This window comes from Amycolatopsis sp. NPDC026612, from assembly GCF_040638285.1.
In the GTDB taxonomy this organism is placed as follows: Bacteria; Actinomycetota; Actinomycetes; order Mycobacteriales; family Pseudonocardiaceae; genus Amycolatopsis.
The window spans coordinates 269,026-286,479 of sequence record NZ_JBEZYB010000006.1 but is presented as its reverse complement, the minus strand read 5'-3'; the positions used below and the strand labels follow the sequence as shown (position 1 = coordinate 286,479).

Here is a 17,454-nt window from a genome sequence, read left to right as displayed (position 1 = left end):
GAGGCCCGGCGTTCACCCGGGAAAGGCAACGAGCGGGCCACGCGCCGGGCCGCCGGACCGGCCATTCACCCTGGAAAGCGCGCGACCGGAGCGCGCCAGACCCGGCACGCTCCCGGAAAGCACCGAGCGTGCCATGCCTACCGGAGCGCGCCGGACCGGGCACGCACCCGAAAAAGCAGCGAACACGTCACGCCGACCGGAGCGCCAACGGGCGGTACCGTCGGCCGAGCGTGAGGCCGTGGCGGGTTCCGCCGCCCCACAATCAGCGCCCAGCACCGCCACACAGGACCGCCGCACCACCGAGCGAACCGCTTAAACCACCGCCCAGCAACCACACTTCCACTCCCCCGCCGCACGTCCCGCACCGCGCCCGGCCGCCGGGGACGCTCCGGAAGAACCCGTCGGAGTTGTTCTTCACCCATTGAGGCGACGTTCTCCCATTTCACCGGCCCCGCCGTCCTCGCCGCCGGACCCTGCTTCCTCCACTGATGCGGGCAATTACGCCGAACGGACCCGTCCCGTTTCCGGGCGCGTTGATTTTCCTTTCCGGCCCGGTTGTGGATACACTTCGCGGCGAACGCCGACGCATTGTGCTGTTCGCGTTCTCGAGCGCACATCCACCGGAGGAGCACCCAAGTGGCCCAGAAAGTCTCCGTCGAGATCCTCGACGACATCGATGGCAGCACCGCCGCCCAGACCGTCCAGTTCAGCCTCGACGGCGTCACCTTCGAAATCGACCTTTCGGACCGGAACGCGTCCGCCCTGCGCCACGAGCTGGCCCGCTACATCGGTGCCGGCCGCCGCATCGGGGGGCGGAAGGTCCGGGTCGCCACCGGGCAGCCGACCACCGCCTCCGACCGCGAGCGCAACCAGCAGATCCGCGCCTGGGCGAACGCGAACGGGTTCGAAGTCTCCGAACGCGGCCGTCTCTCCTCCGAAGTCGTCGGCGCCTACGAGCGGGCGCACGGCGCCGACGCGGAATCTGCGGCGCCGTCGGCGCGAAAGCGCAAGAAGGTCGCCGCCTGACGCCGATTGCGGTGGGTTTTGCCGTGCGGAACACGAGTGCCGTAATCCGGCCGTCTGCCTGACGTGCCGGATCGCGGGAAAGAACCGGACCGTTTCTTCGCCGAATCCCGACCGGCACTTGTGGTCCGGACCCCGGGCACCCTACGGTCGGAGGCTCCGGGTCGGCGCGGGGGAGGAGCCTCGGATGTGGGGAACGGTTCTGGCGAGCGCACTTCTGCTGACCGGCTCGGCTCCCGCGGTGGCGGACACCGGCTGGTCGCCGTCGCCGATCGTCTGGACGGCCTGCCCCGAGGACCCGGACAGTCCCCCGCCGGACGGTGAGTGCGGCACCGTGCGGGTTCCGCTGGACTGGAACCGGCCGGGAGGGCCGTCGATCTCCCTCGCGGTGGCCCGGCACCGGGCCACGGATTCCGCACACCGCCTCGGGGTGCTGCTGGCCGATCTCGGCGGACCGGGCTCGGCGAGCACGGAATTCGCACTGACGCCGGGTTTCTTCAGCCCGGAGGTCCAGGCGCGGTTCGACGTCGTCGGCTTCGACGTGCGCGGAACCGGCCGCAGCGAGTTCATCGAGTGCGAGAACACCGCCAGACCGCCCGGCAACGAGCCGGCCGACCGCGCCGAGTTCGACGCGCTGCGGCAGTACAGCGAGCAGCAGGTCGCCGGCTGCCGCGCCCGCAACCTCCCCGTCTTCGACCACGCCGACACCGCCGCCAACGCCCAGGACATGGACGCGATCCGCCGCGCGCTGGGCGAACCCCGCATCAGCTTCCTCGGCATCTCCTACGGCACGCTGCTCGGCCAGCAGTACGCCGAACAGCACGGCGACCGGGTGCGCGCGATGGTGCTCGACAGCTCCATCGACCACAGCGCCGGCATCGAGCGGTTCCTGGGCGACCGGGCCACCGCCTCGGACGAGCTGTTCCGCCAGTTCGCCGCCTGGTGCGACCGGACGACGACCTGTGCGCTGCACGGCCAGGACGTCTTCGCCGTCTGGCGGAAAGCCCTCACAGTGGCCGACGGGCTGCCGAAGGAACACAACTGGCTGCGCGACTGGGTGTTCCAGGACATGTACGGCCCGCACTGGGACGACGCCGCCCAGGTGATCGCCGACACCGCCGCCGGCCGACCGCCGATGACCGCCCAGTTCCAGTACAACTACGCGTCGATCCGCCTGGCCGTCGTCTGCCAGGACTTCGACCTGAGGATCCGGAACTTCGCGCAGTACTCGGCGTTGCACGCCGAAGAGCTGCGCCGCGGACCGCTCATGCGCGGCAGCATGCTGGCCCACGGAGAAACCATGGCGTGCCTCGGGGTCCAGGGTCCGCCGGCGAACCCGCCGCACCGGCTGAACATCCCGCGGGCGCCGCAGCTCCTGCTGCTGAACGCCCGCTACGACCCGGCCACCCCGTACTCCTGGGCCCTCGCCATCCACCACCAGGCACCGGCGAACACGACCCTGCTGACCTACGAAGGCTCGGGCCACGGGGTCTACCCGCGCACCGCCTGCACCCGGGCGGCCGTGGACCGCTACCTGCTGACGCGGGAAACCCCACAGCACGACGTGAGCTGCCCGGCCGCTACCGATACTCGGGCGTCCACCGTGCCCGGCGCACCAGCCGCGTGACCTCGTCTTCGCTCTTCTCCGGTGCGACGCCGTCCCGCACGGCTCGGACGGCGACGGCGGTGGCGATGCGGGTCGCGATTTCGGGGACGTCGTCCCACGCGGGCAGCAGGGGTTCGTCCGGGTCGGTCAGCGCCGGGGACGCCTCGCCCAGCGTCTTGGCCGCCACCCGCATCATTTCGTCCGTGACCCGGGTGGCGCGCACCGCCGTGACCGCCAGCCCCACCGCCGGGAAGATGTAGACGTTGTTGCACTGCGCGACCCGGCGTTTCCGGCCGTGCCGCTCGACCGGCGCGAACGGTGAGCCGGTCGCGACGAGGGCCCGCCCGTCGGTCCATTCGTCGAGTTCGCGCGGATGCGCTTCGGCGCGGCTGGTGGGGTTGGAGAGCGGGAAGATGATCGGCCGCTCGGTCTTGCCCGCCAGCTCCCGCACGATGTCCTCGGTGAACGCGCCGGCCGCCGTGGACAGCCCGAGGAGCACCCCGACGTCGACGTGGTGGACGACGTCGGCCAGGCCGGTCCCGTCCCAGTCGCCGATCCGGTTCGCGGGCTGCGCGAACCGGCGCTGGCCGGCCGAAAGCCCCGGCCGGTCGTCGGTGAGGAGCCCGTCGACGTCCACGACCCAGATCCGCTCCGCGGCTTCGGCGTCGGAAAGGCCCTGCGCCACCATTTCCCGGCGGATCATGTCCAGCACGCCGATGCCGGCCGATCCCGCGCCCAGCATGACGACCTGCTGCTGCGACAGCGGGCGGCCGGCGGTCTCGGCCGCGCCGTGCAGCGCGCCGAGGGTGACCGCGGCGGTGCCCTGGATGTCGTCGTTGAAGGTGAGCATCTCCTCGCGGTAGCGCTCGAGGATCGGCTGGGCGTGGGCGGACGCGAAGTCCTCCCACTGCAGCAACACGTCCGGCAGTTCCTCGCGCACCGCCGTCACGAACTCGTCGACGAAGGCGTAGTACTCGTCGTCGGGGATCCGGCGGTGGCGCCACCCGAGGTAGTTCGGGTCTTCGAGCCGCTCGACGTTGTCCGTGCCCACGTCCAGCACCACCGGCAGCGTGCGGGCCGGGTCGATGCCGCCGATGAGCGTGTACAGCGACAGCTTGCCGATCGGGATGCCCATCCCCCCGATCCCCTGGTCGCCCAGGCCGAGGATGCGCTGCCCGTCGGTGACGACGATGACGTCGACCTCGCGGTTCGGCCGGTTGCGCAGGACCTCCCGCAGCCGGCCCCGGTCGGGGTGGGAGACGAACAACCCGCGCGGGCGGCGGTAGATGTCGCTGAACCGTTCGCACGCCTCGCCGACGGTGGGTGTGTAGACGATCGGCAGCATCTCTTCGACGTGCTCGGCGAGGAGCCGGTAGAAGAGCGTCTCGTTGCGGTCTTGCAGCGCCCGCAGGTAGATGTGCTTGTCCAGGTCGTCCCGGCGCCGGGAGAACTCCTGGTAGGTGTGCGCCACCTGATCGGCCAGGGTCTTCACCGCGTGCGGCAGGAGCCCGAGCAGGCCGAGGTCACTGCGTTCTTCGCGGCCGAACGCCGTCCCTTTCGTCGTCAACGCGTCGAACAACCGGCTCTGTCCTTTGTGTACCATCCAGGCCTCCGCAGGGTCGTCTTCCGTGCACGACACTGCCACAGGAGGCGCTTCGTGGCCGGATCACCAGCGGTAGGTGCGACGCAGTTCTCGCTTGACCACTTTCCCGGTGGCGTTGCGGGGTAGTTCGTCGACGAACACGACATCGCGGGGCACCGCGAAGCGGGCGAGACGCTCGCGCACGTGGGAACGGACCGTGTCGACGTCCAGCTGCGCGCCCGGAACGAGCACGAGGTACGCCGCCAGGCGCTGGCCGTACTTGGCGTCGCGGACGCCGACCACGGCCACCTCCCGGACTTCCGGCAACGTGAGCAGGACTTCCTCCACCGACGCCGGAGCCACGTTTTCGCCGCCGGACACGACCATTTCGTCCTCGCGGCCCTGGACGAACAGCAGCCCGTTCGCGTCGACGTACCCGCGGTCCCCGGTGTCCATCAGCCCGTCGCGGACGTCCAGCTGCGCCCCGTCGGTGTACCCGTCGAACAGCAGGCGGTTGCCGACGTAGAGCCGGCCCGTCGTGCCGGGCGGGACCGGGGCACCCGCGCGGTCGAAGACGCGGATCGCCGTGCCGATCGGCGGCCTGCCCGCCGTGCCGCGGGCCGCCCGCAGGTCGGCCGGGCCGGCGATCGCCGCCCACGACACCTCCGTCGAACCGTAGAGGTTGTAGAGGATGTCGCCGAACGCGTCCATGAACTCCTCGCCCAGCCGCCCCGGCAGCCCGGCGCCGGAGCTGGCCACCACGCGCAGCGAGGAAAGGTCGTAGCGGGCCCGCGTCTTCTCCGGGAGGTCGAGCAGCCGCCGCAGCATCGTCGGCACCGCGAACAACGCCGTGCACCGCTGCCGCTCGATCATCGACAGCGCCGCTTCCGCGTCGAAGCGCCGGGTCAGGACCAGCCCGGCCCGCAGCGCCATGCCGAGCTGGAGCGCGGCCAGGCCCCAGGTGTGGAACAACGGGGCGGCCACCAGGATCGGTTCCCCGGCTCGCAGCGGGATCTCCGACAGGACCGCGGCGGCGTCCGCGACGCTGTGCGGGGTGGGACGGCGTGCTCCCTTCGGCGGCCCGGACGTGCCCGAGGTGAGCACCACGAGCCTGCCGGGCCTGCCCGGCGGGGCGATCCGGGCGAGCGGCTGCGCCTCGATCAGCTCTTCGATGGTCGAACCGTGCCACCCGTCGCCGGGTGGCCACGTCCAGAGCTGCGGGATTTCGGACGGCAGCTGGGCGCGCAGGCCCGCGAACTCGGCGTCGGCGAGCACCAGCTGGGATCGGTGCCGCACCGCGAACTCGGCGGCCTGGCCCAGTGCCAGCCCGGTGTTCATCAGGGCCAGGTCCGCACCCAGCTTGCTGCAGGCGATCATCGTCTCGACCATCGCGTTGTGGTTGCGGCACATGAGCAGGACCCGCGACCCCTCGGTGATCTCGTAGCGCTTCAGCACCGCGGCCAGCCGGGTGGTGCGCTCGTCGACCTCCCCGAACGTCCGGTCGGATCGCTCGTCGCACAACGCGAGGGACCCGGGCGCGCGGCGCGCCACCGCCTCGTAGCCGCCGGCCAGGGTCGAGCCCCACCGGCCCACCGACCTCAGCTGCCGCAGCGTCCCGGTCGGCTGCGCCGGGGTGAGCACCCCGGCCTTGACCAGGATCCGCGCGAGTTCGCGCTTCGACGGCCGCGGCGGGACCGGGTCCGCCGCCGGGACGCCCCCGAGGTGGTCGCTGATCGTCGCGATCGCGTCGAGGATCCGCTGGCGGACCTTCGTGACCGCCGCCGAGCGGCCGTCGAGGACCGTGAGCAGGATGGTGATCGCGCACCCCTCCGGCACCGCGCGCAGCACGACGGACATCCGGTGCGGCCTGCCCTCGACGCTGGACCAGGCCAGGTGCTCGTCCCGGCGGTGGACGAAGACCTCGGCCTCCCCCTCGCCCCCGGCCCGGTAGTGGTAGCGGGCGCCCCGCCCGAAGGTCTCCGAAACCGGCTCGCACGAGGTGATCCCGCGGACGAACCGCGGGTAGAGGTGGGGGCTGCCCACGATCGTCCACACGGCCGCGGGCGGGTGCGGCACGGTGGCGGTGATCTCGATGAGTTCGGGCTCCATCAGGACGCGTCGGGAGGTGCTGCCGGCACGGTGGTCATGACTCGGCTCTCCCTTTCCGGCCTGTGTTCGGCCTTTCGGCCGGTACGCCGAGCATCCGTTTGCACCGACCGGCGTGTCAACACGCGGCCGGACGATTCGATGGATTCAAGCACGAAAATCGGTGAAGATCCGCGGAACCGCCGAACGCTTCACGCGCTCCTCACGCAGGCGCGGGCGACCACAGCGGTGGTCCGGTGCTGGCCCGGACCACCAGCGACACCGGGACCCGGTCGAGGGTCGCGGTCCGGACACCCGACGCCGTCTCGTCCAGCAGAGTCCGCACCACCCGGCGGCCCAGCTCGGAGAACGACTGGCGGACCGTGGTCAGCGGCGGCCAGAAGTTCGCCGCCTCCGCCATGTCGTCGAACCCGGCGACGCTGACCTCCCCCGGCACCGACCGGCCGGCTTCGTGGAGTGCGCGCAGCAGGCCGAGGGCCATCTGGTCGTTCGCCGCGAACACCGCGGTCACTGCGGGGTCGTGGGCCAGCACCCGGCCGAGCGTGTAGCCGGACGCGGCCGACCAGTCGCCCACCACCGGCAGCGGGACCCGGCGGTCGAACCGGGTCAGCGTCCCGCGCCAGGCCCGTTCCCGGTACTCGGCCGCGAACGAATCCGTGGGCCCCGCGATGTGCCACACGGTCTCGTGGCCCAGCTGGAGGAGGTGCTCGGTCACCAGGGCGGCGCCCTGCGCCTGGTCGGTGTCGACCGTCGGGTACCCGGCGCGCGGATTCGAGTCGACGACCACCACCGGGACGTCCACCGGGAAGACGATGCCGGGCCAGTCCAGGTCGTACTCCTCGACGAGGACGACCAGGCCCTCGACGCCGTGCGACCCCAGCTGCCGGAACGCCTCGGTCACCGCGGACCGGGTCGGCCTGCCCAGCGGCATCAGCTTGACGGCGTACCCCTCGGCCGCGGCCGCCTGCGCGACCGCGTCGAACGTCCGGCTGTTGCCGAGCGTGGCCAGCGTCGAGGTGAGCACGCCGATCGAGCGCGCCGGGTCCGGCAGCACGACGGCCGTACCCCCGCGCGGATCCCCTGTCATCCACTCGCGCACCCTGCACCACCCCTGTCGGCCACCCTGGCGACGGCTGCCCGTCCCGTCGAGGTCACCACAGTGCGGGGCATTGTTCATCTTGACGTCGGCAACACCGCCGTTCGCGACGCTCGTCAGCTGCCCGCCATCCCCCGGAAGAAGCGGTCCCGACCTGGGGACCTGTCCCGCCGGTCGCCCTCACCGGGTGGCCGGGAGGGCGACCGGCAGGTGACCAGGGTCACTAAGCGCCCGCTCAGCCGATCCGCCGACGTCAAGACTCGGCTTGCCCGGCCGGGATCACGAATCGGCTCGTTCGACGGATTCGACGGCCGCCGCGGTCAGTCCCGCCGCTTCCCCGCGACCAGTGCGACGACCGCCAGCACGGTGTTGACGGCCGAGATCGTGACCGTCACCTTCGCGGCGCGAGGGGGCAGTTCGCCGCGCGCCCCGGCGTACAAGGCCGCGGCCGTGTCCGTGGCGTGGATCAGGACGGCCTGGCGGGAGACACGCCGGGCCGACGCGTCGTCCGGCCGCAGCGTCAGCAGGTCCAGCCCCAGCAGGAGGGTGCGGATGCCGAACATGCGGGCCGGGTAGACGAACCGCTTGTCCTCGCCCAGCGGACCGCCGAGGCTCTCGGCCATCCTGCCCGCCGCGAACAGCCCCACCGCGCCGTTGAAGATCCGGATGCAGGCCAGTGTCCGGCGGGCAGCGTCAGCTTTGGTCATGGGCCCACCTTGCCGTACCGCCGCCCCGGCGGCCCGGCACCGCAGGCCGGTACGCGCGGCGAACCGCCCGGACCGGCCGGACCGGCCGGACGTCAAAGTGTCCTCACAGGAAGCCCCCAAGCCCGATACAGGTTCATGCCGGACAAAAGGAGGCATGACTTCTGTGCACCCCGCCCCCGTCCGGGTGTTCGCGGCGCCACCCGCCCCGGCTCCGGCGCCCGCGCCGGCGAGGGCCCGCCCGGGTGCCGTCCTGGCGGTGATCGCGGCGGGCGGGCTCGGCGCGATCGCCCTGTGGTGGGCCGGCACGCCGTCGGTGCACGGCCTCGGGGACTGGCTGACCGGTGCCGGGCGGATCACCGGCCTGCTCGCCGGGTACGGCTTCGTCGTGCTCGTGGCCCTGATGGCCCGGATCCCGCCGCTGGAACGCGGCGTCGGCGCCGACCGGCTGGCCCGCTGGCACGCGATGGGCGGGCGGTACGTCGTCTCGCTCGTCGTCACGCACGGGCTGCTGATCACCTGGGGCTACGCCGTTTCCGCGCACACCGGCGTCCTCGGCCAGGCCACGACGCTGCTGCTGAGCTACCCGGACGTGCTCGCCGCGACCGTCGCCGCGCTGCTGCTCGTCGGCGTCGGGATCAGCTCCGCTCGCGCGGCGCGGCGCCGGCTCCGCTACGAAACGTGGTACTTCCTGCACTTCTACACCTACCTCGCGATGGCACTGGCGTTCAGCCACCAGTTCGCCACCGGCGCCGAGTTCATGGCCGATCTCCGGGCCCGCATCGCCTGGTCCGCGTTGTACGCCGTGGTCGGCGCGGCCCTACTGGGGTACCGGTTCGTCACACCGGTGCGGCAGGCGGTGCGCCACCGTCTGAGCGTCGAAGCCGTGCGTCCCGAAGCCGACGGCGTGGTGAGCATCGTCGTCACCGGGCGGCACCTGGCCGAACTGCGGGCCGAGGCCGGGCAGTTCTTCCGCTGGCGCTTCCTGACCCGGGACCTGTGGTGGGTTTCCGCGCCGTACTCCCTCTCGGCGCCCCCGGGTGCCGACCGGCTGCGGATCACCGTCAAGGCACTGGGCGACCACAGCGCCGCCCTCGCCGCCCTGCGGCCGGGCACCCGCGTGGTCACGGAAGGGCCGTACGGCGCGATGACACCGTCCGCCCGCCGCCACCGCAAGGTCCTGCTGGTGGCCGGCGGCGTCGGCATCACCCCGCTCCGCGCGCTGTTCCAGGCCCTGCCGGCCGCGGCGGGCGACCTCACGCTGGTCTACCGCGCCCGCCGCGAAGCCGACGTCGTCTTCCGCGAGGAGCTCGAGCGGCTCGCGGAAGACCGGGGTGCCCGGCTGTGGATCCTCACCGGCACCCGCGCCGAGCTCGGCGGCGATCCCCTGACCCTGCTGCGGCGCCACGTGCCGGACATCGCCCGGCACGACGTCTACCTGTGCGGGCCACCGGGGATGACCGACGCCGTGCACGCCGAACTGCGCGCCGCCCGCGTGCCCCGCCGGCAGATCCACCACGAGAGCTTCGAGTTCTGAGAAAGGCCTCCCATGAAACGGGTCCTCTTCGCCTTCGCCGGCACGGTCACCGGGCTGGTGCTGCTGCTGTCGTTCAAGACCCACCCCACGACGACGGCCGCGGCCACCCCGCCGGCCGCCGTCAGCGGCAGCGGCACCGCGTCCGGTACCTCGTCCGCCACTTCATCGGGCACAGTGGACGGCGACGCCGCCGATACGCGGTTCGGCCCGGTCCAGGTCCGCATCACCGTCGAGAACGGGAAGCTCACCTCGGTCACCGCGGTCGAGTACCCGACCGGGAACCCGCGGGACCAGGAGATCAACTCCTACGCCGTCCCGGTGCTCGACCAGGAGGCCGCGCAGGCGGGCACCGCCGACATCGACACGGTCTCCGGGGCGACCTACACCTCGGACGGCTACGTCCGGTCGCTGCAGAGCGCGCTCGACAAGGCGGGCCTTTCGTGAGCCGGACCGTGCACGTCGAGCACTGCATGGGAACGGTCTTCAGCATCGACGTCCGCGACCCCGGCGACTGGGCGGGCCCGATCGGCGAGGTCGTCGCGTGGCTGCACCGGGTCGACGCGCTGTTCAGCACCTTCCGGCCGGACAGCGCCATCAGCCGCATCGGCCGCGGCGAGCTCGCGATCGCCGACGCCGGCCCCGACGTCGCGGAGGTCTTCGCCCTCTGCGACCGGTTCGAAGCCGAAACCGGCGGCTACTTCACCGCCCGCTGGCGCGGCACCCCCGATCCGACCGGCCTGGTGAAGGGCTGGGCGGTCGAGCGGGCGAGTGAGCTGCTGCACCGGCACGGCAGCCACCACCACGCGGTCAACGGCGGCGGGGACGTCCGGCTCGCGGGCGAGTCCGCGCCCGGCAGGCCCTGGCGCGTCGGTATCAGCGACCCGGCCGCCGGCCGGCGCATCCTGACGGTCGTCACCGGCCGGGACATCGCGGTCGCGACGTCCGGGACCGCCGAACGCGGCGCGCACGTCATCGACCCGCGCACCGCCACCCCCGCGCTCGACCTCGCGGCGGTCACGGTCACCGGGCCCTCCCTCACCCGCGCCGACGCCTACGCGACGGCCGCCGTCGCCATGGGACACCGCGTGACCGAGTGGGGCCGCACGCTCCCGGGCCACGAAGTCTTCGTCGTGGACGGCACCGGCGCGCGCTGGCTCACCTCGCGGTAGCCGGCGACAGCACGCACGACGTCGAGACATCACATGTCTCGGGCCGCGGATGGCATCCTCCGGTCACACCAGCAGCACCTTCGCACGGATACATCATATGAACGTTAGAGTGGCTGCGCAGGAGAAGCTGTCCGAGGAGTGCCATGGCGAGGTCGTTGACCGACGAAGCGATCGACCGGATCCGGGAGTTCGTCCGGTCCGGCCGGTTCCCGGCGGGCTCCAAGCTGCCTCCCGAACACGAACTGGCCACCGAGCTCGGCATTTCCCGCAGCCCCACGCGAGAAGCCGTGAAGGCGCTGGCGCTGGCGAGGGTTCTCGAAGTCCGCCGCGGCGACGGCACCTACGTCACCAGCCTCGCGCCGAGCCTCCTGCTGGAAGGCCTCGGCAGCGCGGTGGCGCTCATGCAGGGCGGCAGCGTCCTCGAGCTGACCGAAGTGCGCCGGCTCCTCGAGCCCGCGGCGACCGGCCTGGCCGCCACCCGGATCACCGACGCGCAGCTGCGCACCGTGGGCGAACTGCTCGACGCGATGCACGAAGCGGTCGAGGACGTCGAACGCCTCACCGTGCTCGACGCCGCCTTCCACCGGGCGGTCATCACCGCGACGGGCAACGAGACCCTCACGGCGGTGCTGGACGGGATCTCCTCGATGACCCTGCGCGCGCGAGTCTGGCGCGGGACCGTCGACCGGGGCGTGACGCACGTGACGCTGTCCCAGCACCAGGCCATCCACGACGCGCTCGCCGACCGCGACCCCGCGGTGGCCACCGCCGCCGCGCTGATGCACGTCGACACGTCCGAACGCTGGCTGCGCGCGCACCTGGCCGACATCCAGGAGCTCGACGGCCGGCTCGCCTGACCAGTCCCCCGATCAGGTCTGCCGCTTCCCGCTGGTGATGCGGGACATCACCAGCGCGATGAGGATGATCGCGCCGTTGAGCGCGCCGATCCACTGCGCCGGTACGCCGGCCAGGGTGAGCACGTTCTGGATCATGTACAGCAGCAGGATCCCGGTGAAGGCGCCGAAGAGCGTGCCGCGGCCGCCGTTCAGGCTCACGCCGCCGATCACGGCGGCGGCGAACACCGTGAAGATGTAGCCGTTGCCCTGCGCCGCGGCCACCGAGGCGAGCCGGCCCGAAAGCAGCAGCCCGCCGAGCGCGGCCAGGACGCTCGCCCCGATCAGCACGATCCACACGATGCGGTCGGTGCGGATGCCCGCGGCCTTCGCCGCGTCTTCGTTCCCGCCGATCGCGTAGAGGCTGCGGCCGAACCGGGTGAAGCCGAGCAGGACGATCCCGCCGGCGAACAGCAGCACGCAGATCCAGATGGAGGCGGGGATCCCGGCCCACAGCGTCGTGCCGAGGTAGAGCAGCGAATCGGGCAGGCCGAAGAAGGTCTGGCCACCGGAGATCCCGGTCAGCAGGCCGCGCAGCACGATCAGCATGCCGAGGGTGACGACGAACCCGCTCAGCCCGAACCGGACGATCAGCAGGGCGTTGAGCGCACCGACCAGCACCCCGACGACGAGGACCACGGGCACGGCGGTCCAGGACGGCAGCAGCCCGAGGGAGTGGCCGCCGCCGATCGTCAGCCAGGCCGCCACGCCCGGCGCCAGGCCGAACGTGGATTCCAGCGAGAGGTCCATCTTCCCCACGACCAGGACCATCGTCTGGGCGAGGACCAGCAGGGCGATCTCCGACATGGTCTGCAGGATGTTGAGCACGTTGTCGTACTGGAGGAACACCGGGTTCACCAGCTGGCCGACGACGGCGATCGCGATGATCCCCGGCACCAGCGCGAAGTCGCGCAGGCGGGCGAGGGCGATGCGCCGGGGCGGTGGCGTGGCGCCGGGTTCCGCCCGCGGCGGGACGTCCACCGCGGCAGGGCTTTCAGGCATCGAGGTCGACTCCTTCCATGGCGGCCACGACCTGGCGGTCCTGCCAGCCTGCGGGGATTTCGGTGGTGAGCCGGCCGTGGACCATGACCAGCAGCCGGTCGCACAGGCGCAGGTCGTCCACCTCGTCGGAGGCGATCAGCACCGCGGTCCCCGCCGCGGCGGCCTCGGCGACCTTGTCCAGCAGGAATTCCTTCGACCGCACGTCGACCCCGGCGGTGGGGGTGATCAGCACGAGCAGGCGCGGATCGCCCGCGAGCGCCCGGGCCATGACGACCTTCTGCTGGTTGCCGCCGGACAGCGCGGACACCGGCAACCGGGGGCCGGGGGTCTTCACCGCCAGCCGCGTGATGAGCTTCCCGGCGAGCCGGTCGCGCAGGCCGGACCGGACGAAGATGCCGGGGCCGAGCCGGTCCATGACGCTCATCGTGGTGTTGTCCGCAATGGACATCTCCGGCACGAACCCCTGGTGGTGGCGGTCTTCCGGGACGAAGCCGAGCCCGGCGGCCAGTGCCGACGGGACGTCGCCGGGCCGCGGCCGCCGCTCCCCGACGAACACGTTCCCGGAAGCGGGCTTGCGCAGCCCGGCCAGCGACTCGGCGAGCTCGGTCTTCCCGCTGCCGCCCGCCCCGGCCAGCCCGACGATCTCCCCGGGCGCGATGGCGAACGACACGGCCTCGTAGTGCGGGGCGAGGCTCAGGTCGGCCACCCGCAGCACGGGTTCGGTGCCGTACCGTGCCGAAGACGCCCGGTCCTGGGCGACGACGGCGTTTTCGCCGGTCATCGCGGCCACGAGCCCGGCCTTCGGCAGCTCGGCGACCGGCGCGGTGAGGACGTGCCGGGCGTCCCGGTACACCGTGACCGTGTCGCAGATTTCGTACACCTCCTGGAGGTGGTGGCTGATGAAGAGGAAGGTGACGCCTTGCCGCTGCAGCTCGGCGATGTGGCCGAACAGCCGGGTGATGGCGGCGCCGTCGAGCTGCGCGGTCGGTTCGTCGAGGATGACGAACCGGGCGCCGAACGACAGGGCCCGCGCGATCTCGACGAACTGCCGCTGCTCCACGCTCAGCTCCCGGGCCGGGCGGTGCACGTCGACGTCCACCGACCAGCGTTCGAGCAGTTCGGCGGCCGAGCGGCGCAGCGCGGCCCAGCGGACGAACCCGCCGCGGGTCTCCTGCCGGTTGAGGAACAGGTTCTCCGCCACCGAAAGCTCGGGGATGATCGTCGATCGCTGGTACACGCACGCCACCCGCGCCCGCCAGGCGTCCCGATCGGACAGTGCCGGGACGGGTTCCCCGTTCAGCCGCACGGTTCCGGCGTCCGGCTCGGTCAGCCCGGTGAGGACGGACACCAGGGTCGACTTGCCGGCGCCGTTGCGCCCGACGAGGGCGTGCGTCTGTCCCGGGAGGACGGTCAGGTCGGCTTCGTCCAGCGCGACCGTGGCGCCGTAGCGCTTGACCACCCGACGGGCCTCGACGACCGGCACGGTGTTCATGTTCGGTTCCTCTCCGGAAGCGCCTCAGCTCTTGCTGTTGCCCCACAGGGACTGGTCGTCGACCTTGACGCTGCTCACCGGCCCGAACGTGGCACCGTCCGCGGTGACCAGCGGCGCGGCCAGCTGGTCCTCCATCAGGCCGTCGCGGACCTGGATGATGGTGCTGTCGTGGTCGGTCTTGCCCGGGGCCGGCGTCTTGCCGGCGATCGCGTCCTTGACGTACTGCAGGGCGTACTTGGCGAACAGGTCCGCGGGCTGGGACACGGTCGCGTCCATCTCGCCGGTCCGGATCTTCGCGAGTTCCTCGGGGATGCCGTCGTTGGACACGATGAACACGTGCTTCGGGTCGCTCGCCGGGACCGCCAGGCTCCGCTGCTTGAGCAGCTGCAGCGTGCCGGATAGCGCGAAGCTGGACTGCATGTAGACGCCCTTGATGTCCGGGTTCGCGGTCAGCCGCGTCTGCAGCTTCTGGGCCGCGGTGTTCGCGTCCCAGTTGGTGGCCTCGCCGAAGACCGTGATCCCCGGGAAGTCCTTCTTCATGCAGTCGTTGAAGGCCTCGGTGCGATCCCGGCCGTTGATCGACGCCAGGTCGCCCTGCAGCATGACGACCTTGCCCTTGCCGGCGAGCTTGCTGCCGAGGAACTGGCAGGCCTTCTCGCCGTAGGCACGGTTGTCCGCCCGCACGACCATGTAGACGTTGCCCTGGTCGGGGCGGGTGTCGACGGACACGACCGGGATCTTCTTCCCCGCGAGCTGCTGCAGCGTCGGGATGATCGCCGCGGTGTCCTGCGGCGCCATGACCACGCCCTTGACGCCCTGGCTGATCATCGTCTGCACGTTGGCCGTCAGGTTCGCGACGTCGTTCTGCGAGTTCGTGGTCTTGAGGTCGAGGCCGAACTGGCCGGCGAACTGGGGCACGTACTTGATGTAGGCGTTCCAGAAGTCGGTGTCCGAGCGCGGGTAGTCGACCCCCACGACGGTTTTGCCCCCCGAAGCGGCGGTCGAGCCGCCGCCGCTGCAGCCGGCCAGTGCGGCCGCGGACAGGACACCGGCTGTGACGACAGCGGCGGCGCGCAGGTGCTGGAACTTCATGACCTCTCCTCGTTGACAGGTTTGGGGCGGAGCCGCAGGCCGGACATACCGCCGTCCACGGCGAGATCGGTGCCGGTGGTGGCGCCGGCGTCCGGGCCGGCCAGGTAGCAGATCGCCGCGGCGACCTCCTCGGCGGTGACGAGCCGCCCGGTGGGCTGGCGCGCCGCGAGGGCGGCCAGCTCGGCTTCGGGATCGTCGGCCGTGGCCAGCAGCCGGTCGATCCACGGGGTGTGCGCGGTGCCCGGATTCACGCAGCACACGCGGATGCCATCGGCCAGGTGATCGGCGGCCAGCGCGCGCGTGAGCGCGAGGACCGCGCCTTTCGTGGCGCTGTAGAGCGCCCGTTGCGGCAGGCCGGCGGTCGCCGCGATCGAGCAGGTGTTCACGATCGCCGCCGCGGGCGACTCCCGCAGGTGCGGCAGGGCCGCGCGGGTCACCCGCACCATGCCGACGACGTTGACGTCGAACACGCGGTGCCACTCCGCGTCGTCGTTGTCCTCGACGGTGCCCTGTGCGCCGATCCCGGCGTTGTTGACCAGGACGTCCAACCCGCCGAGGTGCGCCACCGCGGCGGCGACCCCGGCCCGCACCGAATCGTCGTCCGCGACATCGGTCCGCACCCCGGTCAAGGGGTGCTCGACCGCGTCGTTCAGATCGAGGCAGACGACCCGCGCGCCCCGCCGGGACAGCATGAGCGCGGTGGCGTGCCCGATCCCGGAGGCCCCACCCGTCACGACGGCGCGGACACCGTCGAATTCCCCGCCGGTCACGCGACCACCACCGCGTCCGGCTGCCAGGCCGGTCCGTCGGGGAACCGGTACCGCGCCACGGATTCGTCGTGCAGCCGCGCACCGAGTCCCGGCTCCAGCGGCGCCAGGTAGCGGCCCCGCTCGATCCGCACCGGGTCGACGAAGTGCTCGTGCAGGTGGTCGACGTACTCGATGACCCGGTCGTGCCGGGTGCCGCTCACCGCGACGAAGTCGAACATCGACAGGTGCTGCACCATCTCGCACAGCCCCACTCCGCCCGCGTGCGGGCACACCGGGACGCCGAACTTCGCGGCCAGCAACAGGATCGCGATGTTCTCGGTCACCCCGGCGACCCGGCTGGCGTCGAGCTGGAGGACGTCGATCGCCTCCGCCTGCAGCAGCTGCTTGAACATCACCGCGTTGTGGGTGTGCTCGCCGGTGGCCACCTTGATCGGCGCCACCGCCCGGCGGATCGCGGCGTGGCCGAGCACGTCGTCGGGCGAGGTCGGCTCCTCGATCCAGTACGGGTCGAACCGCGCCAGCGGCCGGAGCCATTCGATGGCCTGGTCGACGCCCCACGCCTGGTTGGCGTCGATGGCGATCCGGACGTCCGGCCCGACGACGTCGCGCGCGATCCGCAGCCGGCGGACGTCTTCGTCGAGATCGGCGCCGACCTTGAGCTTGATCTGGGTGAACCCGTCCGCGACCGCCTCCGCCGCGAGGGCCGCCAGCTTCTGCGGCGAGTAGCCGAGCCAGCCGGGAGTCGTGGTGTAGGCGGGATACCCGGACTCGAGCAGCTCGGCTTGGCGGGCCGCGCGGCCCGGTTCGGCGCGGCGGAGGATGTCGAGGGCTTCCTCGCGGGTCAGCGCGTCCCGCAGGTACCTGAAGTCGACCAGGTCGACCAGCTCGTCCGGCGGCAGTTCGGCCAGCAGGCGCCAGACGGGCTTGCCGTCGCGGCGGCCCCGGAGATCCCAGGCCGCGTTGACGATCGCCGCGGCGGCCATGTGGATCGCGCCCTTGTCCGGGCCCAGCCACCGGAGCTGGCTGTCCCCGGTCAGCCGGCGCGAAAACGCCCCGAGGTCGGCGAGCGCGTCGGCCACCGGCATTCCCACGACCAGTGGCACCAGCGCCCGCACGGCGGCGACTTCGATGTCGTTGCCGCGGCCGACGGTGAAGGCGAGCCCGTAGCCCTCGTCGCCGGCGCTCGTGCGGATGGTCACGTACGCGGCCGAATAGTCGGGTTCCGGGTTCATCGCGTCGGACCCGTCCAGGCTCAGCGAAGTCGGGAAGCGAACGTCCACGGCGTCGATGGCGCTGATCACTTCGGCCAACGTGGCCACCTCTCCCTCGGTCCGGCCATCGGGTCAGACAACATATGTATGGCTACGCGGCGTCTCCTGGAT

At 72.0% G+C, this 17,454-nt stretch carries 15 protein-coding genes; 6 read left to right on the top strand and 9 right to left on the bottom strand.

Annotated features, from left to right (window positions below; translation table 11 throughout):
- Positions 1-636 precede the first annotated feature (636 nt).
- On the top strand, positions 637-1,026 hold the full coding sequence (locus AB0F15_RS09745) for an Lsr2 family protein (RefSeq protein WP_360267874.1): 390 nt from the start codon (positions 637-639) through the stop codon (positions 1,024-1,026).
- Between the two features lie 184 nt (positions 1,027-1,210).
- Positions 1,211-2,650, top strand: coding sequence for an alpha/beta hydrolase (locus AB0F15_RS09740; protein WP_360267871.1), 1,440 nt, complete (start codon positions 1,211-1,213; stop codon positions 2,648-2,650).
- Here AB0F15_RS09740 and AB0F15_RS09735 read toward each other — a convergent pair.
- From AB0F15_RS09735 to AB0F15_RS09720, 4 genes are all read right to left on the bottom strand, one after another.
- A complete protein-coding gene (locus tag AB0F15_RS09735) occupies positions 2,604-4,232 on the bottom strand; it encodes an NAD-dependent malic enzyme (RefSeq protein ID WP_360267869.1) in 1,629 nt (542 codons plus the stop codon). The genes AB0F15_RS09740 and AB0F15_RS09735 overlap by 47 nt on opposite strands.
- Before the next feature lie 63 nt (positions 4,233-4,295).
- Positions 4,296-6,320 (bottom strand): AMP-binding protein, encoded by a 2,025-nt coding sequence (locus AB0F15_RS09730; RefSeq protein ID WP_360267866.1) that lies wholly within the window; start codon positions 6,318-6,320, stop codon positions 4,296-4,298.
- A gap of 199 nt (positions 6,321-6,519) precedes the next feature.
- A complete protein-coding gene (locus tag AB0F15_RS09725) occupies positions 6,520-7,404 on the bottom strand; it encodes a substrate-binding domain-containing protein (RefSeq protein ID WP_360267864.1) in 885 nt (294 codons plus the stop codon).
- A 329-nt stretch (positions 7,405-7,733) separates the two neighbouring features.
- Positions 7,734-8,120, bottom strand: coding sequence for a hypothetical protein (locus AB0F15_RS09720; RefSeq protein WP_360267862.1), 387 nt, complete (start codon positions 8,118-8,120; stop codon positions 7,734-7,736).
- A gap of 154 nt (positions 8,121-8,274) precedes the next feature.
- On the opposite strand from AB0F15_RS09720, the gene AB0F15_RS09715 reads away from it, so the two are divergent.
- The 4 genes from AB0F15_RS09715 to AB0F15_RS09700 all read left to right on the top strand — a co-directional run bounded on the left by AB0F15_RS09715 (position 8,275) and on the right by AB0F15_RS09700 (position 11,680).
- On the top strand, positions 8,275-9,654 hold the full coding sequence (locus AB0F15_RS09715) for a ferredoxin reductase family protein (RefSeq protein WP_360267860.1): 1,380 nt from the start codon (positions 8,275-8,277) through the stop codon (positions 9,652-9,654).
- A gap of 12 nt (positions 9,655-9,666) precedes the next feature.
- On the top strand, positions 9,667-10,098 hold the full coding sequence (locus tag AB0F15_RS09710; RefSeq protein ID WP_360267857.1) for an FMN-binding protein: 432 nt from the start codon (positions 9,667-9,669) through the stop codon (positions 10,096-10,098).
- Positions 10,095-10,823: an FAD:protein FMN transferase gene (locus AB0F15_RS09705; protein WP_360267854.1), complete on the top strand. Its 729-nt coding sequence runs from the start codon at positions 10,095-10,097 to the stop codon at positions 10,821-10,823. Before AB0F15_RS09710 ends, AB0F15_RS09705 begins: the two co-directional genes overlap by 4 nt.
- Positions 10,824-10,966: 143 nt before the next feature.
- Entirely contained in the window at positions 10,967-11,680 is a 714-nt protein-coding gene (locus AB0F15_RS09700) for a FadR/GntR family transcriptional regulator (RefSeq protein WP_360267851.1), read from the top strand.
- 12 nt (positions 11,681-11,692) lie between these two features.
- Here AB0F15_RS09700 and AB0F15_RS09695 read toward each other — a convergent pair whose 3' ends face one another.
- From AB0F15_RS09695 to AB0F15_RS09675, 5 genes are read right to left on the bottom strand one after another with little or no spacing between them, the layout of a single operon-like run.
- Entirely contained in the window at positions 11,693-12,718 is a 1,026-nt protein-coding gene (locus AB0F15_RS09695) for an ABC transporter permease (RefSeq protein WP_360267848.1), read from the bottom strand.
- Entirely contained in the window at positions 12,711-14,210 is a 1,500-nt protein-coding gene (locus AB0F15_RS09690) for a sugar ABC transporter ATP-binding protein (RefSeq protein WP_360267846.1), read from the bottom strand. Before AB0F15_RS09690 ends, AB0F15_RS09695 begins: the two co-directional genes overlap by 8 nt.
- A gap of 24 nt (positions 14,211-14,234) precedes the next feature.
- Complete coding sequence (locus AB0F15_RS09685; RefSeq protein ID WP_360267844.1) at positions 14,235-15,302, bottom strand: sugar ABC transporter substrate-binding protein; 1,068 nt, start codon at positions 15,300-15,302, stop codon at positions 14,235-14,237.
- The gene (locus AB0F15_RS09680; protein WP_360267841.1) at positions 15,299-16,072 is read right to left on the bottom strand and encodes an SDR family oxidoreductase; all 774 of its coding nucleotides are present in this window, start codon (positions 16,070-16,072) and stop codon (positions 15,299-15,301) included. The genes AB0F15_RS09685 and AB0F15_RS09680 overlap by 4 nt, the downstream gene beginning before the upstream one ends.
- Positions 16,069-17,382, bottom strand: coding sequence for an enolase C-terminal domain-like protein (locus AB0F15_RS09675; protein ID WP_360267838.1), 1,314 nt, complete (start codon positions 17,380-17,382; stop codon positions 16,069-16,071). The genes AB0F15_RS09680 and AB0F15_RS09675 overlap by 4 nt, the downstream gene beginning before the upstream one ends.
- Between the last annotated feature and the right edge of the window lie 72 nt (positions 17,383-17,454).